At 72.1% G+C, this 26,831-nt stretch carries 23 protein-coding genes and 1 rRNA gene; 13 read left to right on the top strand and 11 right to left on the bottom strand.

Features of this window, described 5'->3' with window-relative positions:
* Positions 1–9: 9 nt before the first annotated feature.
* The 7 genes from ACIPJY_RS07550 to ACIPJY_RS07520 all read right to left on the bottom strand — a co-directional run bounded on the left by ACIPJY_RS07550 (position 10) and on the right by ACIPJY_RS07520 (position 8,376).
* Positions 10–1,218: an acyl-CoA dehydrogenase family protein gene (locus ACIPJY_RS07550; protein WP_400462429.1), complete on the bottom strand. Its 1,209-nt coding sequence runs from the start codon at positions 1,216–1,218 to the stop codon at positions 10–12.
* Between the two features lie 25 nt (positions 1,219–1,243).
* Positions 1,244–2,962 (bottom strand): dipeptide ABC transporter ATP-binding protein, encoded by a 1,719-nt coding sequence (locus ACIPJY_RS07545; protein WP_400462427.1) that lies wholly within the window; start codon positions 2,960–2,962, stop codon positions 1,244–1,246.
* A complete protein-coding gene (locus ACIPJY_RS07540) occupies positions 2,959–3,819 on the bottom strand; it encodes an ABC transporter permease (protein ID WP_400462424.1) in 861 nt (286 codons plus the stop codon). The genes ACIPJY_RS07545 and ACIPJY_RS07540 overlap by 4 nt, the downstream gene beginning before the upstream one ends.
* Positions 3,816–4,829, bottom strand: a complete 1,014-nt coding sequence (locus ACIPJY_RS07535) for an ABC transporter permease (RefSeq protein ID WP_400462421.1) — start codon at positions 4,827–4,829, stop codon at positions 3,816–3,818. Before ACIPJY_RS07535 ends, ACIPJY_RS07540 begins: the two co-directional genes overlap by 4 nt.
* Complete coding sequence (locus ACIPJY_RS07530) at positions 4,830–6,458, bottom strand: ABC transporter substrate-binding protein (protein ID WP_400462419.1); 1,629 nt, start codon at positions 6,456–6,458, stop codon at positions 4,830–4,832.
* 92 nt (positions 6,459–6,550) lie between these two features.
* Positions 6,551–7,939 carry an NtaA/DmoA family FMN-dependent monooxygenase gene (locus ACIPJY_RS07525; protein WP_400462416.1) on the bottom strand — a complete coding sequence of 463 codons (1,389 nt, stop codon included), beginning with the start codon at positions 7,937–7,939 and terminating at the stop codon, positions 6,551–6,553.
* Between the two features lie 239 nt (positions 7,940–8,178).
* Positions 8,179–8,376, bottom strand: a complete 198-nt coding sequence (locus ACIPJY_RS07520; RefSeq protein WP_400462415.1) for a hypothetical protein — start codon at positions 8,374–8,376, stop codon at positions 8,179–8,181.
* Positions 8,377–8,466: 90 nt separating this feature from the next.
* Between ACIPJY_RS07520 and ACIPJY_RS07515 the strand changes: the two genes are divergently transcribed.
* Both ACIPJY_RS07515 and ACIPJY_RS07510 read left to right on the top strand, forming a co-directional pair.
* Positions 8,467–9,507, top strand: a complete 1,041-nt coding sequence (locus tag ACIPJY_RS07515) for a hypothetical protein (protein ID WP_400462413.1) — start codon at positions 8,467–8,469, stop codon at positions 9,505–9,507.
* A complete protein-coding gene (locus ACIPJY_RS07510) occupies positions 9,504–10,586 on the top strand; it encodes an NAD-dependent epimerase/dehydratase family protein (RefSeq protein WP_400462410.1) in 1,083 nt (360 codons plus the stop codon). The genes ACIPJY_RS07515 and ACIPJY_RS07510 overlap by 4 nt, the downstream gene beginning before the upstream one ends.
* A 115-nt stretch (positions 10,587–10,701) precedes the next feature.
* Here ACIPJY_RS07510 and ACIPJY_RS07505 read toward each other — a convergent pair whose 3' ends face one another.
* The 3 genes from ACIPJY_RS07505 to ACIPJY_RS07495 all read right to left on the bottom strand — a co-directional run bounded on the left by ACIPJY_RS07505 (position 10,702) and on the right by ACIPJY_RS07495 (position 14,230).
* Positions 10,702–12,729: a PmoA family protein gene (locus ACIPJY_RS07505; RefSeq protein ID WP_400462408.1), complete on the bottom strand. Its 2,028-nt coding sequence runs from the start codon at positions 12,727–12,729 to the stop codon at positions 10,702–10,704.
* Positions 12,730–12,757: 28 nt separating this feature from the next.
* On the bottom strand, positions 12,758–13,399 hold the full coding sequence (locus tag ACIPJY_RS07500) for a class I SAM-dependent methyltransferase (RefSeq protein ID WP_400462405.1): 642 nt from the start codon (positions 13,397–13,399) through the stop codon (positions 12,758–12,760).
* 84 nt (positions 13,400–13,483) lie between these two features.
* Positions 13,484–14,230, bottom strand: a complete 747-nt coding sequence (locus tag ACIPJY_RS07495; protein ID WP_400462402.1) for a FadR/GntR family transcriptional regulator — start codon at positions 14,228–14,230, stop codon at positions 13,484–13,486.
* Between the two features lie 115 nt (positions 14,231–14,345).
* Between ACIPJY_RS07495 and ACIPJY_RS07490 the strand changes: the two genes are divergently transcribed.
* The 7 genes from ACIPJY_RS07490 (at position 14,346) to ACIPJY_RS07460 (ending at position 21,401) form a co-directional block, all read left to right on the top strand.
* Positions 14,346–15,731 (top strand): MFS transporter, encoded by a 1,386-nt coding sequence (locus ACIPJY_RS07490; protein WP_400462399.1) that lies wholly within the window; start codon positions 14,346–14,348, stop codon positions 15,729–15,731.
* Entirely contained in the window at positions 15,728–17,449 is a 1,722-nt protein-coding gene (locus tag ACIPJY_RS07485) for a dihydroxyacetone kinase family protein (RefSeq protein WP_400462396.1), read from the top strand. Before ACIPJY_RS07490 ends, ACIPJY_RS07485 begins: the two co-directional genes overlap by 4 nt.
* A gap of 32 nt (positions 17,450–17,481) precedes the next feature.
* The gene (locus ACIPJY_RS07480; RefSeq protein WP_400462393.1) at positions 17,482–17,964 is read left to right on the top strand and encodes a ribose-5-phosphate isomerase; all 483 of its coding nucleotides are present in this window, start codon (positions 17,482–17,484) and stop codon (positions 17,962–17,964) included.
* The gene (locus ACIPJY_RS07475) at positions 17,961–18,752 is read left to right on the top strand and encodes a triose-phosphate isomerase family protein (RefSeq protein WP_400462391.1); all 792 of its coding nucleotides are present in this window, start codon (positions 17,961–17,963) and stop codon (positions 18,750–18,752) included. The genes ACIPJY_RS07480 and ACIPJY_RS07475 overlap by 4 nt, the downstream gene beginning before the upstream one ends.
* Complete coding sequence (locus tag ACIPJY_RS07470) at positions 18,749–19,579, top strand: sugar phosphate isomerase/epimerase family protein (RefSeq protein WP_400462388.1); 831 nt, start codon at positions 18,749–18,751, stop codon at positions 19,577–19,579. Before ACIPJY_RS07475 ends, ACIPJY_RS07470 begins: the two co-directional genes overlap by 4 nt.
* Positions 19,576–20,490 carry a phosphogluconate dehydrogenase C-terminal domain-containing protein gene (locus tag ACIPJY_RS07465; protein WP_400462385.1) on the top strand — a complete coding sequence of 305 codons (915 nt, stop codon included), beginning with the start codon at positions 19,576–19,578 and terminating at the stop codon, positions 20,488–20,490. Before ACIPJY_RS07470 ends, ACIPJY_RS07465 begins: the two co-directional genes overlap by 4 nt.
* 71 nt (positions 20,491–20,561) lie before the next feature.
* Entirely contained in the window at positions 20,562–21,401 is an 840-nt protein-coding gene (locus tag ACIPJY_RS07460; protein ID WP_400462382.1) for an alpha/beta fold hydrolase, read from the top strand.
* Here the strand turns inward: ACIPJY_RS07460 and ACIPJY_RS07455 are convergent.
* A complete protein-coding gene (locus ACIPJY_RS07455; RefSeq protein WP_400462380.1) occupies positions 21,391–22,803 on the bottom strand; it encodes a PLP-dependent aminotransferase family protein in 1,413 nt (470 codons plus the stop codon). The two genes, ACIPJY_RS07460 and ACIPJY_RS07455, sit on opposite strands and share 11 nt — an antisense overlap.
* A 57-nt stretch (positions 22,804–22,860) precedes the next feature.
* On the opposite strand from ACIPJY_RS07455, the gene ACIPJY_RS07450 reads away from it, so the two are divergent.
* From ACIPJY_RS07450 to ACIPJY_RS07435, 4 genes are all read left to right on the top strand, one after another.
* Positions 22,861–23,622 (top strand): pyridoxamine 5'-phosphate oxidase family protein, encoded by a 762-nt coding sequence (locus ACIPJY_RS07450; protein ID WP_400462377.1) that lies wholly within the window; start codon positions 22,861–22,863, stop codon positions 23,620–23,622.
* A 172-nt stretch (positions 23,623–23,794) separates the two neighbouring features.
* On the top strand, positions 23,795–24,730 hold the full coding sequence (locus ACIPJY_RS07445; protein WP_400462376.1) for a C40 family peptidase: 936 nt from the start codon (positions 23,795–23,797) through the stop codon (positions 24,728–24,730).
* A 30-nt stretch (positions 24,731–24,760) separates the two neighbouring features.
* Entirely contained in the window at positions 24,761–26,002 is a 1,242-nt protein-coding gene (gene rlmN, locus ACIPJY_RS07440) for a 23S rRNA (adenine(2503)-C(2))-methyltransferase RlmN (RefSeq protein WP_400462373.1), read from the top strand.
* Between the two features lie 752 nt (positions 26,003–26,754).
* Positions 26,755–26,831 (top strand): 16S ribosomal RNA (locus ACIPJY_RS07435); the annotation flags it as partial.

Here is a 26,831-nt window from a genome sequence, read left to right as displayed (position 1 = left end):
GGTCGGGGTTCAGATCGTGGCGGTGGGCAGCGTCCCGTTCATCGCGTGGTCGCCGACCAGGCGCGCCTTGTAGACGACGGGGTTGTGCGAGGAGATCGTCCGCGCGTTCCGCCAGTGGCGGTCGAGGGCGCTCCCGGTCGCGACCGCGGATGCGCTGGCGGCGTCGAAGAACCGCCAGAGCGCCTCTCCGGCGAGTGCGGTGTTCCGGACTTGCGCAGCCGCCGATGCGACGACCACCTGGTCGAGACCGTCGGCGTCCTCGAGTCCCTCGAGCCGGTCGATCGTCCGGGCGACGGCCTCGACGGCGGCGAGTGCGCCGAACGCCGCACTCGCGACCTCGCCGACGGCCTCGAGGACCTGCGGGTCGTGCTTCGGGTCCGGATCGGATGCGAGCGGGTAGGTCCGACGCCGGCGTCGGACGACCTCGGCGAGGTCCGCGGATGCCCTGCGGAGGATCCCGGCCTGGGTCGCGGAGTGCACGAACTGGTAGAACGCGCCGAGGTACTCCGAGAGGCGCGGGACGTCGTACGGCAGCACGTGTCCGTCGCGCACCTGGACGCGGTCGAACCGTGTCGTCCCGCTCGCGGTGGCACGCTGGCCGAAGCCGTCCCAGTCGTCGACGATCGTCACCCCGGGGTCGTCCCTGCGGACCACGACCTCGAAGACCGTGCCGTCCTCGACGACGAGCACGTTGAGCCACTCCGAGTACAGGCTGCCGGTCGTGTAGTACTTCTCCCCGGTCAGTCGCACGCCGTCGGCACGGTCGAGCCACGTGGACGTGTCGATGATCGTCGACGCCGGCCCCGCGTCGCCGACACCACCCGCGTGGACGGACGCGGCCGGTCCGAAGAGCTCACCGCGTCCGGCCGCGCGGAGCAGTTCGTCGCGGACCGCGTCGGCGGGGCGTGCGAGGAGGAACTCGACGAAGCCCAGGTGGCCGCGCACGATCTGGGCCAGGTTCGAGTCGGCTGCAGCGACCTCGACGAGGAGCTCCGCCAGATCGCCGACCGTGCCGCCGACGCCGCCGTGCGACAGGGGCACGCGCACCGCTCCGAGACCGGCGTCGGCGAGTGCCCGAACGGTCTCGGCGGGCGACGTGCCGTCGATTTCTCGGCGAACGGCGTCCTCGGCCGCGCGGGCAGCGACGGCACGGACGGCTGCTGCGACGTCGTGGAGTGTCGTGGGCGCCGTCTCGGCGGGGATGAGGGTGTCGGGCATCGGTGTCTCCGGGTGGTGGTCGGGATCAGGGGCGGCGGGAGGCCTGGTGCAGCCGGGCGTACTGCAGTCGGGGCAGCGAGTCGAGCAGTCGCTGCGTGTACGGGTCCTGCGGGTCGGTGAACACCTCGGCGGCGGTGCCCTGCTCGACGGCACGTCCGTGCTGCATGACGACGACGCGGTCGCTCATGTGGTGGATCACCCCCAGGTCGTGTGAGATGAACAGGTAGCTGACGTCGAGCTGCGTCTGCAGGTCCTGCAGCAGGTCGAGGATCTGCGCCTGGATGGACACGTCGAGCGCGGAGACCGCCTCGTCCAGGACGACGATCTCGGGGTTCGTGGCGAGGGCTCTGGCGATCGCGACGCGCTGCCGCTGGCCGCCGGACAGCGTCAGCGGCCAGGCGGAGACGTGCGCCGCGGTCAGGCCGACCATCTCGAGCAGCTCGACCGTCCGCTCCCGGAGCCGTCCGGCTCGGTCGGGGTGGCCGAGCCGGATCGCGTCGTCGAGGATCCGTCCGACGCGCCAGCGGGGATCGAACGAGCTCAGCGGGTCCTGGTAGACGACCGAGATCCGCCGTCGGATCGCCCGCTGCGTCGCGTGGGACGCCGCCGACCAGGGTGCACCGCGGAACAGGACGTCGCCGTCGTCCGGACGCACGAGCGACAGCGCGATGCGGGCGACGGTGCTCTTGCCGGAGCCGGACTCGCCGACGATGCCGAGGGTCTCGCCACGGTCGAGGTGGAAGGAGACGCCGTCGACCGCGCGGCGGGAGACCCGGTCAGGACCGCGGTACGCCTTCACGACGTCCCGCACCTCGAGGAGGTGCTGGCCGGGCTCGTCCGGCGACACGGCAGCGCGGCGCGGGAAGAGCTCGGCGGCACTCCGGCGCGACGGGTCCTCTGGTGCGAGTCTGGTGCCCTTGGTGTGCTCGCTCGGCACGGCGTCGATGAGCTGCCGCGTGTAGGGGTGTCGCGGGTCGTCCAGGATCTGCTCGGTGGTGCCGGACTCGACGATGCGGCCGTCCTGCATGACGAGGATCTCGTCCGCGAGGCGGGCCACCACGGCGAGGTCGTGGCTGATCAGGATCACGCTGCGGCCCTCGGCGATCATGCGTTCGAGCACGTCGAGGATCTGCGACTGGACGGTGACGTCGAGCGCGGTGGTCGGTTCGTCGGCGATCACGACCTGCGGGTCGAGCGCGATGGCCGACGCGATGAGCGCTCGCTGCCGGAGTCCGCCGGAGAGCTCACCCGGCCGCTGCCGCGCACGGACCTCGGGCTCCGGCACGCCGATCCGGCCGAGGACCTCGATCGCCGCGGCCCGGCGGGACGCACGGTCGCCGATCCCGTGCAGCTGGTACGCCTCCTCGATCTCCTTCCCGACGGGCCGGAGCGGGTCGAGCGAGACGAGCGCGTCCTGCAGCACGAAGCCCACGCGGCTGCCGCGGATGCGGCGCCACCAGGACTCCGGACGGCCGAGCAGTGTGTCCCCTTCCAACGCGAGGGTGCGCGCGGTGACGGACGCCCCCTCGCCCGTCAAGCCGACGATCGAGCGTGCCGTCACGGACTTGCCGGAACCGGACTCGCCGACGAGGGCGACGCAGCGTCCGCGGCGGAGGGTGAAGCCGACGTCCTTGACGATGTGCTGCCGACCACCGTCCGGGGTGTCGAACGAGACGTCGAGTCCGTCGACGTCGATCACGACGTCGTCGAGCGGGTCGGCCGCCGGTACCTCGAGCGCGGTCATCGGGTGACTCCTTCCGAACGGTCCTGGAAGTACCGGCCGAGCTGCGTGAACGACAGCGCGACGAGCACGATGGCGATGCCGGGCATGACCTCGAGCCACCAGGCAGTGGTGATGAGTGACTTGCCGGCGTTCAGCAACACGCCCCACTCCGACGACGGCGGTGCGACGCCGAGGCCGAGGAACGACAGCCCCGAGGCCCACACGACGGACTGGCCGATGCCGAGCGCGACGAGGGCGACGAGCGGCCGGAACGCGTTCGGGAACACGTGCTGCACGAAGACCGTCCTGCGGGTGTGCCCGAGGGCCCGTGCGGCCTCGACGTAGCCGGAGTCCCGGACGCCGAGCGCCTGCGCGCGGATGAGCCGCGCGTACCCGGGTGATGAGCCGATGCCGACGGCGATCACCAGACTCGGTGCGGAGGGGCCGAGCAACGCGACGAACAGCAGCGAGAGCAACAGCACCGGGAACGCGAGGAGGATCTCGAGGAACCGGTCGACGGGCCCGGCGATCCACCGCGGGGTCAGTGCCGAGGCGAAGCCCAGCGCGAGCCCGATGACGAGCGAGACCGCCATCGCGCCGACACCGATGAGCAACGACGTCCTGGTGCCCCACACGATCCGGCTGTACAGGTCGCGGCCGGCGTCGTCGGTCCCGAGCCAGTGGGCCACCGACGGCGCGCTGAGCGTGTCGTACAGGTCGATCTCGAGCGGCGAGCGCGTCGCGAGCAGCTGCGGGACGAGCGCCGCGAAGACGAAGAACAGCGCGACGACGCCCGCGACGACGACCGAGACGGGGACGCCGAGCCGCCTCCTGCTGCGCAGCGGTGCGGGCCGCACACCCACGACGGTCCCGGTCATCGTGCACCTCCGAGACGGGGGTCGACGATGACGTAGACGACGTCGATGACCAGGTTGACCACGACGTAGACCAGGCTGATCAGGATCACGATCCCCATCACCAGGGCGAGGTCCTTGTCGGACACCGCCGTGACGAGCACGTTGCCGAGGCCGGGCCGCGAGAACACCGACTCGACGAGCACCGCACCGGACAGCGAACTCCCGATCGCCCACCCGGAGAGGGTGATGCCCGGGATGAGCGCGTGCCGCAGCACGTGGCGCCGCCGCACGGCCGACGCGGTCATCCCGCGGGTCCTCGCCGACAGGACGAACGGCTGCCGGACGGCCCGGTCGAACTCGGTCCTGGTGGCCTGCCCGAGGAACCCGGCGAGCGGGATCGCGAGGGTGAAGGCGGGCAGGACCGTGCCGGTGAACGTGGCACCGCCCAGGACGGGGAACCAGCCGAGAGCGACCGAGAACACGAGCAGCAGGATGATGCCGACCCAGTACTGCGGCAGTCCCGCGACGATGGTCTCCACCGCTGAACCGACGCTCCGCAGCCGCCCACCTCGGCCCGCGGTCCAGAGTGTCCACGGCACGGACAGCACCCATGCCAGCAGCAGCGACACGACCGCGAGTGTGACGGTCGGCCCGAACTGCTCGCCGATCACCGACGACACCGACCGCTTCAGCTCCCAGGACGTCCCGAGGTCACCGCGGAACAGTCCGCCGAGGTACGACAGGTACTGCACCACGAGCGGCCGGTCCCAGCCGTACTCGTGGTTCACCCGTGCGATCTCCGCAGCGGTCCGCACCGTCGTCTGCCCGGACTGGACGTTGAGCACGATCGTGGCACGACTGCCCGGCAGCACGGACAGCACGATGAAGGTGACGGTGACCGTGCCCCAGAGGACGAAGACAGCCGAGCCGAGACGGCGGAGGACGCCGCGTACCACGGCGACCGCACGTCCACCGGAGCCCGCGGGGCGGAGCAGCGCCGAGCCTCCCGTCCGGACAGTGGCGGCGGACACCTACTTGCTCCCCACGAGGTAGGCGTCGGTGAAGATCGGCAGGCCGTTGCTGCCCTGGTCCTGACGGAACCCCTTGAGGTCCTTCGACGCGACGACCGTGTTCGTGAAGTCGTAGAACCCGACCGCGATCGCGTGGTCGTTGAAGTACCGCTGCAGCTCCTGGTAATCGGTCTTCCGCTTCGCCTCGTCCGGTTCCACCTGCGCTGCGTCGATCTTCGCCTGGATGGCCGGGTCGTCGAAGTGCGTGGTGTTGTTGCCGTTCGGGGCGTCCTCGGTACCGGCGTTGTAGACGATGTCGAGGATGTTCGGTGCCGGCCAGACCCAGTACCCGAAGGAGATGTCCTCTTCGTCGGCGGCCTGCGACTGTCCGGAGAACAGCTGTGTCTGGGTGAGTGGGATCAGGTCGAGCTTGAAACCGACCTTCTTCACCTGCTGCTGGACGGCCTGCAGCGCGGTGGCGCCGTCCTGGCTGACGATCGGGCCGGCGCCGTAGGGGAGCTTGACCTCGAGCTCCTTGCCGTCCTTCTCGCGGATGCCGTCGGCGTTCTTCTTCCACCCGGCAGCGTCGAGCAGCGCGTTCGCCTTGTCGACGTCGTAGCCGTAGGTGTCGTTGAGGTCGAGGTAGTACGGGTTGTTCGGGCTGAGCGAGCCGTTGCCCTCGAACGGCACCGAACCCTTGAACACGCTCTTCACGATCTGCTTGCGGTCCACGGCGTAGACGAAGGCCTTGCGCACCTTCTCATCCGTGAACGGTCCCTGCTGGACGTTGAAGGAGAACGCCTGCTGCCGGCCGCCGGTGACGAACGTCGAGACGGTGTAGTCCTGCTTCGCGGTCGCCCACTGCGTCGACGGCGGATCGTAGATCGCCTGCGCCTGGCCGGTGGTCAGGGCGCTCCAGCGCGACGTCGCGTCGGTGGCGAACTTCCAGTCGAGGTACTTCTCGTACGCGGGACCCGTGTGCTTCGCGTCGGCGGGAGCCGATGCGTAGTCGTCGTTGCGCTCGAAGAGGATGTCCTGCCCCTTCGTCCACTTCTTGACCTTCCACGCCCCCGTCCCCACCGGGTACTGGCAGTTCTGCGCCTCGGAGTTCTCCGCCAGCGCCTTCGGGGACTGGATGCCGTAGTGCCCGTTCGCGAGCTCGCGGTAGATCTCGGGGTTCGCCTTGGACAGGTGCAGCGTCACCGTGCCGTCGTCGTTCGCGGTCGCGCCGGTCAGGTACGAGAACGAGTTCCACCCGAGGTTCTTCACCCAGTAGGCCACGTTCGTGACGACCGCGTCCGCGTCGAACGCCGTGCCGTCCGTGAACGTGACCCCGTCCTTCAGGGTGAAGGTGATGTCCTTGCGGTCGTCGGACTCGGACCACTTGGTCGCGAGCCACGGCACCGCCTTGCCGCTGTCGCCCCAGGCGACGAGCGAGTCGAAGACCTGGCGGGACAAGTACGCCTCCTGCACCCACGATCCCCAGATGCACGGCGGCTCCTGGGCGTGGACGTAGGTGATGGTCGAGTCGTGGATCGGCTTGCCGGTGCCGTCGGCGGCTCCGCTGCCGCCGGCGCAGCCGGAGAGCACGACCGCTGCCGCGGCCGTGATCGCGCCGACGATGCCGAGTCTGGTCCTGGGGTTGTTCACGGGGTTCCTTCGAGATGCGGGTGGTCGGGTCCGGGCGGTCTGGAGGCTCGGCGCGGCACCGCGCGCCGGATGCGTGCGCGGGACGGTTCGGATCAGCGGGTGGTGGCGGGCTCGCCGATGCGCACGGTGTGCGCGTGGTGCGTCGGGTCCAGGGCGTCGCCGTTCCGGAAGAGCTTCTGGCGGAGTGTGCCCGGCGCGTACTCTCGCTGGGCGAGACCGCGGGACTGCAGCACGGGGACGACCTGGTCGACCCACTCGTCCCACCAGCCGAGCGTGGTGACCGGGACGACGTTGAACCCGTCGACGCCGGCGTCGGCCCAGCGCTCGACCTCGTCGGCGATCTGGTCGGGCGTGCCGGCGAACCGGCCGGGCAGGAAGGCGTTGTCTCGGAGGTAGTCGGCGAACGTGACGTCCTCGCCGTGACCGTCGACCGCGGCGCGGAACGAGGACCGCACGTGTTCGCCGAACTCGGACCGCTCCTGCAGCTCGCGGAGCGTCGTCGACGGGTCGATGCTCGACAGGTCGATGCCGCTGCCCCCGCTGAGGAACGCACGGAGCGCTGCGTAGTCGATGTGCTCGTGCAGATGCGCCTGCTTGCGCTTCGCTTCCTCCTCCGTCGCGCCGATCACGGTCGACAGCGTCACGATCTTCTTCAACGATCGCGGGTCTCGGCCGTGCTCCCGCGCCAGGGCGTCGAGCACCTCGATGTCACGTCGAGCGGCCTCGGGCGTCGCCGACGGCAGGAACGTCACCTCCGCGTTGCGCACCGCGAATTCGCGACCGGCCGGCGAGTTCCCGGCCTGGAAGAGCACCGGCGTCCGCTGCGGCGACGGCTCCACGATGTGCGGGCCCTGCACCCGGTACCGATCGCCGACGTGGTCGATCGTGTGGATCTTCTCGGGGTCGAAGAACCGGTTCGTCGAGGCGTCGTGCAGGACGGCGCCGTCCTCCCACGAGTGCTCCCAGAGCTTGTAGGCGACGTCGATGTACTCCTGTGCCCACTCGTACCGTGCGTCGTGGCCGACGATGTCCTCGTAGCCGAAGTTCCGGAACCCGTTCTTCAGGTACGACGTCACGATGTTCCAGCCCACGCGGCCGTCGGTGAAGTGGTCGAGCGACGAGAGCTGGCGGGCGAACGAGAACGGGTGGTTCTGGATGATGTTGCTCGTCACCGCGATGCCGAGGTGCTCGGTCACGAGGCCGAGCGCCGACACGATCGACACCGGGTCCGGCTCGGGGAACTGCGAGCCCGCGCGGATGGTGGCGTCGCCCTCGCCGAACTCCAGGTCGTACACGCCCACGACGTCGGCGATGAAGAGGTTGTCGATGCGCCCGCGCTCAAGGGTCTTCACCACGTCGACGTAGGGCTGCAGCTTCGAGTAGCCGCGCTGCACCTGTCCCTCTTCGGTCCGCCAGTAGCCGTGGCTGTGGTGGTTCGGCGTGAGGTGCAGGAACGCGTTGTAGATCAGTTCGCGGGACATCGGGTGCGTGCCTTCCGGGCTGCGGCGTCTGGGCTGACGGCGGCACGGATGCGCCGCGTCCGTCAGCCTGGCTCCGGATGCCGGGTCACGCGAGCTACTTCGTCACATTTGGGCAACACGTGTCATGCATCGTCACGAAGCGCAACGCTCGGGCGGGTGGTCGTCGCACGCGTTCACGTTCGGCACGGAGGGAGACCCCGGCGACCTCGTGTGGTGATCGTGCGCTGTCGCGGACCGGCTCAGCGGCGGTTGCCCCAGACCGTACGGCGCGTGGAGTCGGGATCGATGTCGGTGGTGCCGTCGGTGTCGAAGCGGTGCACGGTGCGCCGGGCGTCCGCCTGGAACGCGCGCCAGCCGCGACCGACCGCGCGCGCGATCGGCACGGCCGCCAGCCCCGCCCGCCCCTGCGGTTTCCCGCACGATCGGAGATCCGTCATCGACCACCGGTACCCGTGGGTATAACACTGTGGTCACCGCGGCGCCCTTCCCCGCGGTCCACGGCAACACCGTCCCGCGAGGAGCAGGCGATGTCCGAGCCCCACCCCGAGCCCGACCAGCAGCCCCCCGGCGCGCCACCGCGGCTCGCCTACCTGCTCACCTCCTACGGTGACGGTGGCCAGCTGCTCCGGCTCGTCCGGACGCTCCGGCGCGGCGACCCGCACGCCGAGGTCGTCGTCCAGCACGACGAGACCCACCACCCGCTGGACCGGGAACCGCTCGAAGCGCTCGGCGTCCACGTGTTCCTGAGCCCGGAGACCATCGGCTGGGGCGACATCACCCTGGAGCGCGCCCGCTGGCGTCTGTTCGACTGGGTGCTCACGAACCTCGACGTCGACTGGGTGATGCTCCTCTCCGAACAGGACTACCCGACCGCGCCGTTCGCCGTCCTGCACGACCGACTGGCCGCCGCGAGCGCCGCCGGCGACAACGCGGTCATCGAGGCCTGGCCGGTCGCCGAGGTCCCCGACCCGGCGATCCGCGCCGAAGCGGAACAGCGCTACCGGTTCCAGTACCGCGCGTTCCCGGACATCGGCTTCGAGCGTCGGCTCCCCGAGCCGCTCGCCCGGGTGTTCCGCTGGGTGCGCGGCGTCGCCATCCACCGGCTCCGCGAGCACCGGATGCCCGTCCGGCTCTACGCCCCGTCCCCGGGTGTCGGCGCCCCGGCCCGGATCGGGTTCCTCGCCCTGCGCAGCCCGTTCACCGCCGAGGCGCCCTGCTGGTTCGACAGCTGCTGGTTCGCGATCGACCGCCGGGCGATGCAGGCCGTCGTCGACCGCACCACCGACGACCCCGCACTCGTGCGGTACTTCGAGCGCACGATGATCCCGGTCGAGTCCGCCACCGCCACGATCATCGGCAACGACCCCACCCTCCACCTGGAGCGGGCCAGCCTGCACACGATCCGCTGGTCGGACACCACCTCCGGCCGCCCGGACGTCTTCACCCTGGACGACGTCCCGATGCTGACGGCCGCCGGGCTGCCGTTCGCGCGCAAGTTCGGCCCGGACCCCGCCGTGTTCGTCGCCCTGGACGAGCACGTCCTGCAGCATGCCGAGGAGGCATCATGACCCGAACCGTCCTGATCACGGGAGGCGCCGGCTTCATCGGCTCCCGTCTCGCCGCCGACCTCGCCGCCGCCGGCGACGACGTCGTCCTGCTCGACTCCCTGCACCCGCAGGTGCACGCCTCAGGCTGGCCCGCCCTGCCGGCCGGCATCACGGCCGTCCCGTTCGACGTCACCGTCCCGACGATGTGGGACGCCGTGCTGCGGTCCGTGCACCCGGACGTCGTCGTGCACCTCGCCGCCGAGACCGGCACGGGGCAGTCCCTCACCGAGGCCAGCCGCCACACCCGCGTCAACGTGGTCGGCACGAGCGAGCTCCTCGACGGCCTGCACCGGGCCGGGGTCGTCCCCGACCGCTTCGTCCTGGCGTCCTCCCGCGCGGTCTACGGCGAGGGCGACTGGGCAACGGCCTCGGGGGAGCGCTTCGCCGCCGACGCCCGTGACGTCCACCAGCTCGAGCGCGCGCAGTGGGACCCGGCATCGCCGGACGGCTCCCTCGCGACGCCGCTCGCCCACGCCGCCGCCACGACGCACCCCCGCCCGTCGAACGTGTACGCGGCGACGAAGCTCGCCCAGGAGCACGTCCTGCACGCCTGGGCCTCCGCGCACGGCGCACCCCTCTCGGTGCTGCGGCTGCAGAACGTCTACGGTCCCGGCCAGTCCCTGACGAACCCGTACACCGGCATCGTCAGCCTGTTCGGCCGCCTGGCCCGCGAGCACCGCTCCATCCCCGTCTACGAGGACGGCTCGATCACCCGCGACTTCGTGTTCGTCGACGACGTCGTACGGGCGCTCGCCGCGTCGACCCGGAGCGAGCGCACCGGGACGACCACCGTCGACATCGGCTCCGGTGCACCGATGACGCTGCTCGAACTCGCGGGCGTCATCGCCGAGCAGGCGGGCGCGCCGGCACCGCAGGTCACCGGCCAGTACCGGCTCGGGGACGTGCGCGCAGCCTTCGCCGACGTCACCGCCGCGGGTGAACTGCTCGGCTACGAGCCCCGCTTCGACCCGTCGCGTGGCGTGGCACTCCTGCTCGACTGGATGGCGACCCAGGACGCACCCACCCTGCGCGCGGCCTGACGCGTTGATCTGACGGACCACCGGACGGGAGGCCCGGTGCCAGCTGGTACCGGGCCTCCCGTCCGACACGGCTGGTCTGCCGCTGACGCGTCGGCGGCGGTGTGGGCCCACGCCGTCACGTGGTCGCGGGAGACCGTCCGAGCAGCTCGACGGGGTCGGCCCGCCCGTCCGCGACCACCGCGCGGAACGCGCGCACCAGCGGGACGCCGGGGCGGACGACGGCCGGCGACGACCACGCCAGCGCCGACCCGATCGCGGGGTACTCGGCCGCGCGGACGAACCAGGGGTCGCGGTGGCCGAGCGCCTCGAGCACGATCGTCGCCGGACGCCCGTCGAAGTCCGCCGACCAGGACACCCACGGGGCCACCGCGCCGTGCACCGCGTCCTCGCCGGCAGCGCTCGCCGAGCGGACGTCGACGTCGGCGCACGCCGGGAACCGCCAGAAGAACCCGCCGTACCCGGCGCCGACCCGGCCGTTGCTGCCGGGGCCGCCGAGCCGGACCGGGGTGTCCGCCGGCGTCCGGAACGACGACGCGATCCGGAGCTCCCACGCGTCCGGTCCCGCGGCCCGCGCCGTGGTCACGCGTTCCTCGTGCAGGAGCGCACCGCCGTCCGGGCCGCGCCAGGAGACCTCGACCGTGCGGGTGTCGCCGAGCGCGGTGGCGCGGTCGACGGTGACGGTGCCGTGGTCGTCGCGCCAGACGTAGCCCTCGCCGTGCACGTACGTCCGCCCGCCCCAGCAGTTGACGCCGTCGAGGTCCGGGATCGCCGGCCCGACGCCGGCGTGCCAGTCGTGGTCGCCCGGGTGGTGGGCGCTGACGTGCACGCTGCCCAGCGTCCGGACCGGGTGCAGGTACGGCCGGGGGACGGACGTCGGGATCGTGCCCGCGCCGTCGAGGGACGTCGCGACCTCGGTGTGACCGCCGTGCGGTGCGTCGACGACGAAGCGGTGCAGCACCTCGTCGCGGGTCGCGTGCGCCCAGGGAGCGCCGACCTCGGAGAACAGGGCGAGCCCGTCGGCCGCGCGGGCCACGACCGCCTCGACGTCGGCGACCACCGGGTGCCGCTCCGGTCCCTCGCCGGTCCACGTCACGTGCGGGTGGTCGATCTGGACCGGTCCGGTCGCACGGACGGCCTCGAGCACCTCCACGAAGGCGCCGGTCGAGACGAGCGGGACCAGCAGGTCGGCGCCGGTGCGGCGGTGGTCGAGGAGGTTCTCGAGCAGGTCCGTGCGGTCGTGGTGGACGGTCGGGGTCGCGGCGCGCTCGGGCGTCACGTCGTCCGCTCCGCGCTCGGGTGTGACCTCGTCGAGCGTGTAGGCGAACGTCGCCGAACCGCTCGCGCCGCGGACCCGGACGGTCGGCGCGGACTCCTCGGCGGCGCAGAGCGTCAGGGCCGCGGTCGCCTCGAGTCCTGCGGTCGTCGTGACCCGCACGGCCGAGGTGTCGTCGCCGTCGATCGCGTTCGCCCGGTACAGCTCGACCTCGACACGTGCGACGTCCTCGGCACGCCGGCACCCGACGATCGCCAGTGCCGTGGCGACCGCGTGCGCGAGCGGGTTCGCGACGACCCCGTCGAGCACGTCGACCCCGCCGACCCGGCGCTTCCCGGCCCACGCGGCCCGTGCCCAGTACGCCGCGTCCCGGCGCCACGTCCCCACCGCGGCGGCCGAGCGGACCCGGCCGACGACCTCGCCGGCGCGGAACGCCGGCAGCGCCGCGGACCCGAGGCTCTGGAACCCGACCTGCACGACCCGCCCCGTGCGCCGCTCGGCGGCGAGCAGCTCGGCGAGCGCGGCTCTCGTCGTCACCGGCGTCTTCTCCAGGAGCACGTCGGCGCCGGCCTCGAGCGCCGCGAGCGCCAGCGGGAGGTGCGCCGCGATCGGTGCCGCGACCACGACGACGTCGACGGGGCCGACCATGCGTGCGGCGAGGACGTCGGCGACGACCGGGACACCCGCGTCCCGGTCGGTCCCGATCGCGGGGTCGACGAGGGCGGTCAGGGTGCAGACCCCGGCAGCGACGAGACGGTCGATGTTCGCGCGGTGGTGCCGGCCGTGGCCCCTGGCACCGACGAGCACGACACCCGGCGGCTGCTCCCCGGCAGTCGTCCTGGTCCGGTCACCACCCGCGTCGGTCGTCACCTCGCGAACCTACCGCGCCGACCGGGGATCAGCCGCGGCGGACCAGCACCACGCTGTCCAGCAGCTCGTGCGTCGACCCGTCGTCCCGCGTGACGGAGCGCGGGCGGAGCTCGGCGGCGACGACGTCCCAGGACCCGTCGATGTCGAGCGCGCCGAGGTCGTCCTCGGGCGTCGGGAACCGGTACCCGTGCTGCTCGTGCTCGTGCTCGTGCTCGTGCGCTCCCGGGGCCGCGGCGTGCGCCGTCACCAGCAGGTGGCCGCCCGGCGCCACGAAGCCCGTCGCCCGGCGCAGGATCGCGTCGCGGGGGATCTCGACCGGCCACGACTGCAGGAACGACGCCGTCACCAGGTCGAAGCGTTCGTCGGTGTCCCACGTCGCCAGGTCCGCAGCAACGAAGCGCGCGTCGAGGTCGGCCGCCGCAGCAGCCGCACCGCCACGTGCCACCGCGGTGGGGGAGAGGTCGACGCCCGTCGCGGTCCACCCCCGCCCGGCGAGCCAGAGCACGTCCCCGCCCTCACCGCACCCGAGGTCGAGCACCGACCCGGGGTCGAGGGATGCGGTGACGTCGGCGAGGACGGCGTTCACCCGGCCCGACCACATCCGCTGCTCGTCGGCGTACCGCTGCTCCCAGTACGCGGCGGCGGTGGTGGGCTCGGCATCGTTCGACATGCGCCCAGTCGGACACACCCCGGCCTCACGGGGCAAGCCCCGTTGCCGGACTGGCAACGGCACCCGCGTGCCCCGGGCGCCGCGCTACTCGGCGGGGACGGGGTCGGCGTGCTCGATGCGGGCGCTCGCCGTGGCCATGTGCGCGTCCATCGCCTGCTGCGTCCGCGTGACGTCCCGGGCGCGCATCGCGTCGTAGACCGCCCGGTGCTCCCGGTACGCCACCTCGGTGGCCTCGCGGGTGGTGACCCGGCGGCCCACCCACACGCTGAGCATCGAGCGGAGGCTCTGCAGCAGGTCGGCGAGCACGTCGTTGTTGCCCGCCCTGGCGAGCAGGATGTGGAAGCGGACGTCGGCCTCGATGAACGTCGGCGGGTCGTCGAGCGCCACGGCCTGCTGGTCGAGTGTCGCCCCGAGCGCGTCGAGTTGCTCGTCGCTGGCGCGCTGGACGGCCAGGATCGCCGCGGTCCGTTCGAGCGATGACCGGATCTCCAGGAGCTCCCGGGTCCGGTTCGACGCGAGCATGAGGCCCCAGGACAGGGTCGTCGGCAGCAGGTCCGACGTGCCACCGCGCAGGTAGGTGCCGGAACCCGGGCGGACCTGCACGATGCCGAGGATCTCGAGCGCGGCGAGGGCCTCCCGCACGGCCGACCGTCCGACGCCGAGCCGCTCCGCCAGCACGCGCTCCGAGGGCAGTCGCGAACCGGGAGCCAGGTCGCCAGCGGTGAGCAGGGCCACGAGTTGCCGGGCGACCTCGGAGGCGGGGGATCCGGTCGGCACCGACTCGAGTTCGAGCCGGATGTTGAGAGGGTCGTTCTCGCTGAACGCGGGCATGGGGGAAGCGTACCGTTCGGTCAATTGGTCAACCGGTTGACAAATCACGACGAGGCGCTGCACACTGTCCTGGGCGCACCGCAGCGACCATCACCATCACCGAGCAGGAGTCATCGTGGACATCCCCGCGACGCGAGGCATTCCGACCTCCATCGTCGAGAAGACGACCATCCGGAAGATCGCCATCCGCATCGTGCCCTTCGTGGCACTGATGTTCTTCATCAACTTCCTCGACCGCACCGCGATCTCCTTCGCGGCGCCGAACGGCATGGAGGCCGACCTCGGCCTGACCGCGGCCCAGTTCGGCTTCGCGTCCGGGGTGTTCTTCATCGGCTACCTCGTGCTCGAGGTCCCGTCCAACCTGGCGCTGCACAAGTTCGGCGCCCGCGTCTGGCTCGCCCGGATCATGATCACGTGGGGCCTCGTCTCGCTGCTCTTCACGTGGGTGCAGAACTACCCGCAGCTCGTCGGGCTGCGGTTCCTGCTCGGCATCGCGGAGGCCGGGTTCTTCCCGGGCGCGATCCTGTTCCTCTCGACCTGGGTCCCGGCGCGCCACCGCGGCAAGATGCTCGCGCTGTTCTACCTGGCGCAGCCCCTCACGAGCGTCATCGGCTCCCCGCTCGCCGGCTGGCTGATGACCCACGAGGGCCTGCTCGGCGGCCTCGCGGGCTGGCGCTTCATGTTCCTCTGCGTCTCGATCCCGGCGATCATCGTCGGCATCCTGTGCCTGTTCGTGCTCCGCGACAAGCCGTCCCAGGCGAAGTGGCTCGACGAGGACGAGAAGGTCTGGCTCGAGACCGCCCTGGCGAAGGAGAACCAGGCGAAGAACGACGGCCACGGCAAGGGCGGGCTGCGTGCCGCGTTCGGCAACGGTCGCGTCTGGATGCTCGCGTTCGTCTACTTCGGCTTCATCTACGGCCTCTACGCGCTGAGCTTCTTCCTGCCGACCATCATCGACGGGTTCCAGGAGCAGTTCGGCACCACGTTCGACCTGTTCCAGAAGGGCCTCATCACGGCGATCCCGTACGTGCCCGCCGCGGTCGTCCTGTACTTCTGGTCGCGTGACGCCTTCCGCCGCGGGGTGAAGGTCTGGCACATCGCGCTCCCCGCCCTCGTCGGTGGCCTGAGCATCCCGGTGGCGCTGTACATGAACTCCCCGGCCGCCACGGTCGCCGTGATCGCGATCACCGCGTGCTCGATCTTCGCCGCGCTGCCGAACTTCTGGACCGTCCCGACCCAGTTCCTCTCCGGCGCCGCAGCGGCCGCGGGGGTCGCCCTGATCAACACCGTCGGCAACCTCGGTGGCTTCGCCGCCCCGTACATCACGGGTGCGGTCAGTGAGTGGACCGGTGGCTACCAGGTCCCGATGTTCATCGTCGGCTTCTTCATGGTGCTCTCCAGCGTGCTGATGGTGATCGTCTCCCGCCGGCACCGGATGGACGACGGCGCACCGACCACGACCGACGCCGAGCGCGCCGTCACGCAGGAGGCAGGCGCATGACCCGGCTGTTCAACGACCCGGCGGACTTCGCCGACGAGATGGTGGACGGCTTCGTCGCCGCGAACCAGGCGTGGGTGCGGAAGGTGCACGGCGGTGTCGCCCGCGCGACCGCCAGCCCGGCCGGCACCGTCGCCCTCGTCGTCGGCGGTGGCTCCGGCCACTACCCGGCCTTCGGCGGTCTGGTCGGACACGGCCTGGCCTCCGGTGCCGCGATGGGCAACCTGTTCGCCAGCCCGAGCGCCCAGCAGGTCACCGCGGTGGCCAAGGCCGCCGAGCACGGCGGCGGGGTCCTGCTGTCCTACGGCAACTACGCCGGCGACGTCCTCAACTTCGACGCGGCGGCCCGTGCCCTGACCGAGGCCGGCATCGACGTCCGCACCGTCCGGGTGACGGACGACGTCGCCTCCGCACCGAGCGGTGACGAGCACCAGCGCCGCGGCATCGCGGGTGACCTCTGCGTGTTCAAGGTCGCCGGTGCGGCCGCCGAGCGTGGGGACTCCCTGGACCAGGTCACCGCGATCGCGAACCGCGCCAACGACCGCACGCGCAGCTTCGGCGTCGCGTTCTCCGGCTGCTCCCTCCCCGGTGCCGACGAGCCGCTGTTCACCGTGCCAGAGGGGCGGATGGCCATCGGCATGGGCATCCACGGCGAGCGGGGCATCGACGAGACCGACGTCCCCACCGCGTCGGAGCTCGCCGCGCTCCTGGTCGACGAGCTCCTGAACCAGCTGCCGGACGGCGTCACCGCCGACGGCGCCCGGGTCGTCCCGATCCTGAACGGGCTCGGGTCGGTGAAGTACGAGGAGCTCTTCGTCGTCTTCAGCACCGTGCAGCGTCGACTCACCGCAGCGGGCGCCGTCATCGTCGAGCCCGAGGTGGGCGAACTCGTCACGAGCTTCGACACGGCCGGTGTCTCGCTGACGCTGTTCTGGCTCGACGCCGAACTCGAGGAGCTCTGGGCGGCACCCGCCGACAGCCCGGCCTTCCGGAAGGGCGGCGCCGTCCCGCAGGAGCGCCTCCCCGACGCCGTGCTCGCGGCCGGCGTCGAGGTCCCCGTCGCCCCCGGCAGCCCGGACTCCCAGGAGTCCGCCCGCATCGTCGCCGAGACGGTCACCGCGGTCCGCCGCACGATCGACGCCCACGCCGACGAGCTCGGCCGGATCGACGCGGTCGCCGGCGACGGCGACCACGGCATCGGCATGCAGCGCGGCTCCACCGCCGCCGACGCGGCCGCCACCGACGCCGCAGCGCGCGGTGCCGGAGCCGGCACCACCCTCGCGATCGCCGGAGACGCCTGGTCCGACAAGGCCGGCGGCACGTCCGGCGCGATCTGGGGTGCCGCCCTGGAGGCCATGGGTCGCGTCATCGGGGACCAGGAGCGTCCGACACCCGCCACCGTCCAGCGCGCCGTGCACGCCGCGACCGAGGCGGTCCTCGCCTTCGGCGCGGTCGTCGGCGACAAGACCATGGTCGACGCGCTCGTCCCGTTCGACGACGTGCTCGCCGCCCGGATCGCGGCCGGTGACGACCTCGTCGCCGCCTGGTCCGAGGCGACGGCCGCCGCGACCGCAGCCGCCGACGCGACCGCATCGCTCCTGCCGAGGATGGGCCGCGCCCGCACCCACGGCGAGGACGCGGTCGGCACGCCCGACGCCGGCGCGATCTCGTTCGCCCTCATCACCGCTGCGGTCCTGTCGACGATCTCCGTCCCGGCCTGACCCGCACGCACCGCAACGAAAGGCACCACAGCATGAGCACGCAGTTCCGTCTCGTCGTCGGTTCGGACGACGCCGGCTTCGACTACAAGGAGATCATCAAGCGCGACCTCGAGGCAGACCCCCGCGTCGCCTCCGTGGTCGACGTGGGCGTGGACGCGGACGGGCACACCGCCTACCCGCACGTCGCCGTCGACGCGGCCCGCATGGTCGCGGACGGTGCGGCGGACCGGGCGATCCTGATCTGCGGCACCGGGCTCGGCGTCGCGATCGCGGCGAACAAGGTCCCCGGCATCCGTGCGGTCACCGCGCACGACTCGTTCAGCGTCGAGCGCTCCGTCCTCTCCAACGACGCGCAGGTGCTCTGCATGGGCCAGCGGGTCGTCGGGGTCGAGGTCGCCCGCCGGATGGCGAAGGAGTGGCTCGGACACGAGTTCGACACCACGTCCGCCTCCGCCGAGAAGGTCGCCGCGATCTGCTCCTACGACGGGTCCGCTCCGGTCGGAACGGACGCGTGAGCCCCGCCACGGTGACGCCCCGACTGACGATCGGGGTGTCCCTGAAGATGTACTTCGGGCACGCCCGGACGCTGGCGTGGGCGTCCGCCGTGGCCGACATCGCCAGGGACCACCCCGCCGTCACCAGCGGCGCAGTCGAGCTGTTCGTCATCCCGACGTTCCCGTCGCTCGTCCCGGTGCGGGCCGCGCTCGAGGGCACCCCGGTGCTCCTCGGCGCCCAGGACCTGGCGTGGGCCGACGAGGGCGCGTTCACCGGCGAGGTCTCCGGACGCGAGCTCGCGGAGATCGGCGTGGACATCGTCGAGATCGCGCACGCGGAGCGTCGCGGTCTGTTCCACGAGACGGACCAGGACGTCGCCGGGAAGGTGCACGCCGCGTTCCGCAACCACCTGCGTCCCCTGATCTGCGTCGGTGAGCCGAGCCGAGCCTCCCGTCCCGACGCGATCGCGGACGTGACCGCGCAGCTCGACCGGTTCGTCTCGACGGCCGTCGCGGACGGCATCGCCGGCCCCGTGATCGTCGCCTACGAGCCGGTCTGGGCCATCGGCGCACCGCAGCCGGCGCCGGACGACCACATCGTCGCGGTGCTCGCCGGGATCGAGGCACACCTCGCGACCCGGCCGGAACTCGCCGGCAGCGTCGTGATCTACGGCGGCAGTGCCGGACCCGGCCTGCTCACCCGCGGACGGGGCGCCATCGGCGGACTGTTCCTCGGCCGCTTCGCGCACGACCCCGAGGCGATCCGCACGATCCTCGACGAAGCGCAGGCGCTGGCGGTGACCGCATGACCTCGCTGCTCGGGCTCTCCACGTACGCCTACTTCTGGCGGATGTCCGACCGTGTCCCGTCGCCGATGTCGCTCGACGACGCGATGCGGGACGCCGCCGCGCAGCGCGTCGACCTCTTCCAGATCTGCGACCACGCGCCGCTCGACACCGCGTCGGACGAGCGCCTGGCATCGATCCGGTCGCTCGCCGACGACCTCGGGCTGGGGCTCGAGGTCGGCACGCGCGGCACCGCACCCGACCACCTCGCGCGGTACCTGCACGTCGCCGAGCAGCTCGGCGCGACGCTCGTCCGGTCGATGTGGAGCGCAGGGGACGACCTGCCCTCCGCTGCCGAGACGGAGCGTCGGCTGCGCGCGGCCCTGCCCGCCTACGAGGCCGCCGGCGTGACGCTCGCCCTCGAGACGTACGAGGTCGTGCCGACCGCGGAGCTCGTCGCCGTCGTCGCCGCGATCGCCTCGCCGTCGCTCGGGATCTGCCTCGACCCGGCGAACACCGTCGCGGACCTGGAGCACCCGTCCGACGTCGTCGAGGCGTGCCTGCCCTGGGTCGTGAACTGGCACGTCAAGGACGCCGACTTCACCCGGTCGCCGGGCTGGGTCGGGTTCCAGTACACGGGCGTCCCGATCGGCACCGGTCGCATCGACCACGACGCCATCCGGGCCGCCATCGCACCCGACGTCCGGGGCATCAACCGGGTCATCGAGTTCTGGCTGCCGTGGCAGGACGCCACCGTCGGCGCGACCGGGGACCCCGCAGAGACCACCACCCGCACCGAGGCGGCGTGGACCGAACAGACCATCGAGTACACCAGGAGCAGGGAATCATGACCGACACCGCCACCACCCACACCGTCGCAGCCGGATCCGGCACGGCCGACGTCACCGTCGCCGTGATCGGCGCCGGCGGCAAGATGGGCACCCGCGTCTCGAACAACTTCGCCAAGAGCGAGTACACGACGCTCTACAGCGAGGCCTCGCCCGCCGGGCAGGAGCGCATCCAGGGTCTCGGCCGATCGATCACGGACAGCATCGACGCCGCGAAGGCCGCTGACGTGGTCGTGCTCGCCGTGCCGGACGTCCTGCTCGGCAGCATCTCCGAGCAGCTCGTGCCCGTCATGAAGGCGGGTGCGACGATCCTGACGCTCGACCCGGCTGCCGCGTACGCGGGCCTGCTCGCGAAGCGTGCGGACATCCACTACGCCGTGGCGCACCCGTGCCACCCGTCGGTGTTCCTCGAGCGCACCACCAAGGAGGAGTGGGACGACACCTTCGGTGGCATCGCCGCCCCGCAGGAGGTCATCGCGGCCTTCGACGCGTCCGAGTCCCTCGGCGACGAGGGCGACACCGCGAAGGCCGTCGCCGAAGCCGTGATCACCACGATGTACGCGCCCGTCATCCAGGTGCACTGGGTCACGGTGAAGCAGCTCGCCGTGCTCGAGCCGACCCTGGTCGAGACGATCGCCTGCATGATCGGCGACTTCCTCAACGACGCGCTCGAGGAGACCGTGACCGGTGTCGGCGTGCCCCGCGAGGCAGCCCGCGCCATGCTCTACGGCCACACCTGGATCGCGCTGACGAACGGCCTGCGCGGCTCGAACCCGTTCTCCGACGCGTGCCACATCGCCATGGGCTACGGCCGCGAGAAGCTCATCAAGGAGGACTGGAAGCAGGTCTTCGACGACAGCGAGCTCGACAGCGTCATCGCGAAGATGCTGAAGATCGACGCCGTCAAGCGCTGATCTCGCTTCCGGGGCGGGATCCGTCCGTGCCCACGCAGCGTGTGCATGGGCGGGCCGACTAGGTTCGGTCCATGCACGTGGAGGCCACGACCAGGGGCACCGGTGTCCCCGTCCTCGTGCTGCACGGCTCCCCGGGCGGGATCGACGCCGCCCGGGTGATGAGCCGCTTCCTGCCGGAGGACACGTTCCGGAGCGTGCTCGTCTCCCGGCCCGGCTACCTCGGCACCCCGCTCGACCCGGCGCACGCGTCGATCGACGACGAGGCCGACCTGCTCGCCGGTGTGCTCGACGACCTCGGTATCGACCGGGTCGGGGTACTCGCGTGGTCCGGTGGGGGACCGGCCGCCTACCGGCTCGCGGCGCGCCACCCCGACCGGGTGCACGCCGTCGTCGCGGCGTCGGCCGTCAGCGGTGCGTGGGGTCCGGCGCGGCCGCACCTGGCGGAGTACGTCGTTTCCCACACCGCGGTCGGCGCCCGGGTGTCCGGGTGGCTCGCCGCGCACGCTCCGCGGGCGACGGTGCTCGGCGCGGTGTCCGGCGTGAGTGCACTCCGCGGGCGTGCACTCCGGGACCACGTGTCGGGCGTCCTCGCGGATCCGGCCCGGCGGGCGTTCCTGCTCGACGTCGCGGCGACCGGGAACAGCTCGGGACCGCACCGCACAGGGTGGGTGAACGACGTCCGGGCCTTCCGCGGGATCACCTCGCTCGGGCTCGCCGAGGTCCGGGCACCCGTGCTCCTCGTGCACGGGGACGCGGACACCGAGGTCCGGCCGTCGCACAGCACCCGTGCGGCCGCGGAGCTCCCGGACGCCGAGCTGGTGACGCTGCCGGGCGGCACGCACTTCGCGTTCTGGGACCACCGCGACGCCGCGGCCGTGCAGGCCAGGGCGCGAGCGCACCTCACCCCGTGACCGGACCGGGGCCCGCGCCCAGCACCTCGAGCAGCGCGTCGAGCGCCCGTTCCAGCACCGGCAGGGACACCGCCCCGTACCCGAGGACCACCCCGTCGCCGGCGCTCCCCGCCGTGACCTCGTAGTCCGCCAGGTCCGCCACGAGGACGCCGCGCGACGCGAGCCGGTCCACCACGGCCGCACCGTGCAGTGGACCCGACCACGTCACCACCGTGTGCAGCCCGCCGGTCAGGGCACGAGCCTCCAGGCCGGGGACGGCGGCGACAGCGGACGCGAGTCGTCCCGCGATCAGCTCCCGCCGGTGCGTGTAGTCCCGCCGCACCCGTCCGAGGTGCCGTCGGAACGCGCCCGTCCGCAGCAGGTGTGCGACCGCTGCCTGCACCGGCTCCGCGACGACGGCGCCCCGCGCGGTCCGGGCGGCCGTGACGGCAGCGGCGACGTGCGGGCGATCGGCGGGCAGCACGACGTACGCGCACCGGAGCCGCGGGTCGAAGGACTTCGAGAACCCGCCGACATGCAGCACGCCCGCGTCGAGCGCGGCGAGTGCCGGGACGGGCTGTCCGCGGTGCCGGAACTCGGAGTCGTAGTCGTCCTCGATGACGAGCGTCCCCATCGCCGCGGCCCAGTCGAGGAGCGCGCGCCGTCGCGCGACCGGCATCACCGACCCGAGCGGATACTGGTGCGTCGGCGTGACCATCACGGCGTCGAACCGGCCGCCCGCGCGCAGGGCGTCGAGGGAGAGCCCGTCGTCGTCGAGCGGGACCCCGACGACCTCACCGCCGGCGCTGACGACCGCGCGGTGGCCGGTCCGGTACCCGGGGTCCTCGACCGCGATCCGCGGAGCGCGGCCGAGCGACACCCGGAGTGCCTCGGTGACGAGGGAGACCGCCTCCGAGGTGCCCGCGGCCACGACCACCCGGCTCGGATCCGGGGCGAAGCCGCGGCTCAACCCGAGCTGCGCGGCGATCTGCTCGCGGAGCGCGGGGAGCCCGAGCGGGTCGGAGAGGGCGTTGCGGAGCGGCAGGTCGGCGGCCGCACGCCACGCCGCCCGCCAGTCCCGGTCCGAGATCGCGGTGACCGCGGGGATGCCCGGGCGGCAGTCGACCACGCTCGCCGGACGCGGATCAGGGCGCGTCCCCGGACGTGGGTCGGGCGCTGGTGCGGGGGTGCGTCCCGCCGCCCCTGCTCCGCCGACCACCCGTGCTGCGGCGCCGTGCCGCGTCCGGATGTACCCCTCGCCGTCGAGCTGCTCGTACGCCGCCACGACGGTGCCCCGTGCGACGCCCAGCTCCGCGGCCAGGGCACGGGTGGACGGCAGCGCGTCGCCGGTGCGGAGCATGCCGTCGTGGACCATGCCGCGGATCCGTGCGACGACCCCGGCCGTCTTCCCGAACTGGTCCATGCGGTGTACCTCGATCTGGACTACGGAGTGGTCCACTCCCGAACCTAGCGTGAGGCCATGACCACGCAGACCGCCGCACCGCACGACCGCGCCGACCACCCCGACATGACCGTCCGGCGCAAGCGGGACCGCCAGCGCACCGACCCCGAGGCGCTGCGCGAGGTCCTCGCCGAGGCCCTCGTCGCCCACGTCGGCCTCGTCCGCGGCGGCCACCCGATCGTGCTGCCGTTCCTCTGCGGCGTCGGCGACCTCGGCGCCGGACCGGTGCTCCTGCTGCACGGCTCGACCGGCGGTGGTCTGTTCCTCGACGCCGGGCCGGAGGGCGTCCCCGTCGCCGCGACCGTCACACACCTCGACGGCATCGTCTTCGCGCGCTCGACGTTCGACAGCTCGGCGAACTACCGCAGCGCGATGATCGCCGGTCGTGCCACCGTCGTCCCGGACGGCCTCCGCGCCGAGGCGCTCTGGCAGATCAGCGACCACCTGATGCCCGGCCGGCGCGCCGAGGTCCGCGAGATGACCGCCAAGGAGGTCCGCCAGACCCAGGTCCTGCAGGTCCCGCTCGAGCACGCGAGCGTGAAGGTGCGGTTCGCGGGCGTCGGCGAGGCCGCCGACGACGGCGAGGACCACGACGTCTGGGCCGGGGTCCTGCCGCTCGCGGTCCGGGCGGGTGCCCCGGTGCCGGGCGCCCTGTCGGGGGACAGGACGGGGGACGTCGGGGCGGATCCGTCCGTCGTCGCGCTCGCGGCCCGCCTCGAGGCCGTCGCGACCGACCGGGAGGCCCGACTCGCCGCCGTCATGTGGCCGACGGCCGGTTGACCGGTCGCCACCAGGGCCCCGAACGGCTCGGGAAGCGCTGGGGCTGACCGTCGTTCCTGTGACGGGCTGCAGGAAACGTCAGCGCTTCCCCAGCCGGGATCAGGTTCGTGACCAATACGTTATCTTCCCGAGTCCCGTTCCCGAGGCGGTCGACTCGTACCCGGAAGGAACCATGGGACGCCACGCTCTGCCCGCAGCCGACGACGGCCTGCACGCACCGACCCCGTCGACCGCAGCACCCGTGGCACCCCCGGCCCGTCCCCGCGGTCGTCGATCGGCCGCCGGACCGGCCGTGGCCCGTTCCACCTTCGTCGAGCACCAGAAGCCCGCCCGCGTCGTCGCGCTGGCCCCGGCACGTGTGTCGGCCCCGGTCGCGCGTGCGGCCACCGGCTCGTCGTTCGTCTCGCGCACCGGAGCTCTCCGTGCTGAGCGAGCCCTGGACCCGCGGCACGTCCGCCGCGCCGCCAACGCCAAGCGCGCCGCGATCCTGCTCGCGCCGGCGCTGGCGTTCACCTCGGCGCTGACCCTGTCGATGCCGGCGAACGCCGCGACGGCCGAGGTCGCCGCCCCGGTGACGACGACGACGTCGCAGCACCTGCAGACCTACACGGTGGCGCACGACGTCGAGATCCCGATCACCTCGACCGACGGCATGACGACCACCTCGGTCGTGTCCTACCCGACGCTCGTCACCCGCTTCGGTGTGACGACCGCGCAGGCCGAGTCGACGATCTCCGCTGCGCTGTCCGCCGGCGGCGACCGCGCGACGATCCTGCAGACGGCGCTGCAGTACCTCGGGGACCCGTACGTCGAGGGCGGCGCGAGCCACGCGGGCATCGACTGCTCCGGGTTGACGATGGTGGCGTACCAGGCGGTGGGCATCCAGCTCGCGCACTACGTCCCGACGCAGGACGCCGCCGCGACGACGATCCCGGCCGCCGAGGCGAAGCCGGGCGACATGGTGGTCTACGACGACGAGGACCACGTCGGGCTCTACCTCGGCGACGGCCTCGTGCTGCAGGCACCGCACCCGGGCGAGGTCGTCGACATCGTGCCGATGTACTCGGCCGCGCACCACTTCGCACGCCTGCTGCCCGCCGGTTCCTGACGGGTCGTCTGCTTCCCGTAAGCTGGAGTGATGGCCACCGAGACCCGCACCCCGTTCGAGGAACAGCAGGCAGCACGCTCTGCCCGCCCGCAGGTGCGTCCCCGGACCGAGGGCTGGACCCAGGCCACCGACGGCGAGGGCCGCCCGCTCCTGCAGTTCGCGTCGCCCAAGCGCGGCAAGCCGCCGGAGCACCTGGCCGACCTCTCCGTCGAGGAACGCGAGGCCAAGGTCAAGGAACTCGGGCTGCCCGGCTTCCGGGCCAAGCAGCTGTCGACCCACTACTTCACGCACTACACGTCCGACCCCGACCGGATGACGGACCTGCCGGCGGCCCAGCGCGAGGAACTCGTCGCGGGCATGCTCCCGCCGCTCCTGACCGAGACCCGGCGTCTCGCGACGGACAAGGGCGACACGATCAAGTTCCTCTGGAAGCTGCACGACGGCGCCCTGGTCGAGTCGGTGCTGATGCGGTACCCGGGGCGCATCACGCTCTGCGTCTCGTCCCAGGCCGGCTGCGGCATGAACTGCCCCTTCTGCGCGACCGGGCAGCAGGGCCTGACACGGAACATGTCCACCGCGGAGATCATCGAGCAGATCGTCCGGGCGAACGCGGCCATCGCGGCCGGGGAGCTCGGCGGTGACCCGCGCAAGGGCGGCAAGGACCGCGTCGACGCCGAGCGCGTCACGAACATCGTGTTCATGGGCATGGGGGAGCCCCTGGCGAACTACAAGCGCGTGATGGACGCCGTCCGGACGATGGTGGCCCCGCAGCCGCACGGGCTCGGCATGAGCGCCCGTGGCATCACGGTGTCGACGGTCGGCCTGGTGCCGGCGATTCTGAAGCTCGCCGAAGAGGACATCCCGATCACCTTCGCGCTGTCGCTGCACGCGCCGGACGACGAGCTCCGTGACGAGCTCATCCCGGTGAACTCGCGGTGGAAGGCCGACGAGGCGATCGACGCCGCCCACAACTACTACGTCAAGACCGGTCGACGGGTGTCGATCGAGTACGCGCTCATCAAGGACATGAACGACCACGCCTGGCGGGCCGACCTGCTCGCGGAGAAGCTCAACAAGCGCGGCAAGGGCTGGGTGCACGTGAACCCGATCCCGCTGAACCCGACGCCCGGCTCCGTGTGGACGTCGTCCGAGGTCCACGTGCAGGACGAGTTCGTCCGCCGCCTCAACGCCGCCGGCATCCCGACCACGCTCCGCGACACCCGCGGCAAGGAGATCGACGGCGCGTGCGGACAGCTCGCCGCCGCCGAGTAGCACCCCCGCTCCCGAGGGCACGATGCGTTCGCGCATCGTGCCCTCCGTCGTGCGCGGCCGCCGCGCGGCCGGTGCCCGGCCTGGGCGCGCCCGCGGTGCCCGGCCGCGTTTGCGGTGCCCGGGCGGGTTCGCGCCAGTGTTCCGACACCGCGCACGTCGATCGACTCGTGCGCTGTCGACCCTTGCGGACGCACCGGATGCCCCCGCAAGGTTCGACAGCGCAGAAGTCGATCGACCTCTGCGGTGTCGAACGATGCGCACGCCCCCGCCGCCCGCGGGCGCTCCTACGGCCCAGATCCGTGGAACCACGGGGCGGTGCAGCCGCGACACGCCCGGGCGGGACGACGGTTGGCGGGGCCCCCGGGGCGTGTGTAAAGTAATCACTCGTTGCCGCTGAGGCGGAGAACGGAACGGCCGAGACGGTCACGGGGTGCAAGCCCCGGTGACGCAGTCCGGACGGGGTCCCGCTCAGGCAACCACCCCCGAAGAAGTCGAAGCGATTCGGCGTTTCCTCGGGTGGACGAGAACGAATGCCTCTCCGGCGGAGCCTTCACGGGTCGAGCGGGGAGTGCGTCTGGTCCTTGAGAACTCAACAGCGTGCACATTGTCAATGCCAATTTATTGACCCCGTGGCGTCTCATCTTTTTGGGGCGTCCGGAGACAATTCCTTTTGGATTGAAGATTGTCAGTAGACAGTCAACAGTCAAGATCAACTCGGTCTGACGCTCTTTGGGGTGTTGGGTCTGTAATTTTTTACGGAGAGTTTGATCCTGGCTCAGGACGAACGCTGGCGGCGTGCTTAACACATGCAAGTCGAACGATGATGCCC

This window comes from Curtobacterium sp. NPDC090223, assembly GCF_044746585.1.
Lineage (GTDB): Bacteria > Actinomycetota > Actinomycetes > Actinomycetales > Microbacteriaceae > Curtobacterium.
This window is presented reverse-complemented; position numbering and strand designations above follow the sequence as displayed.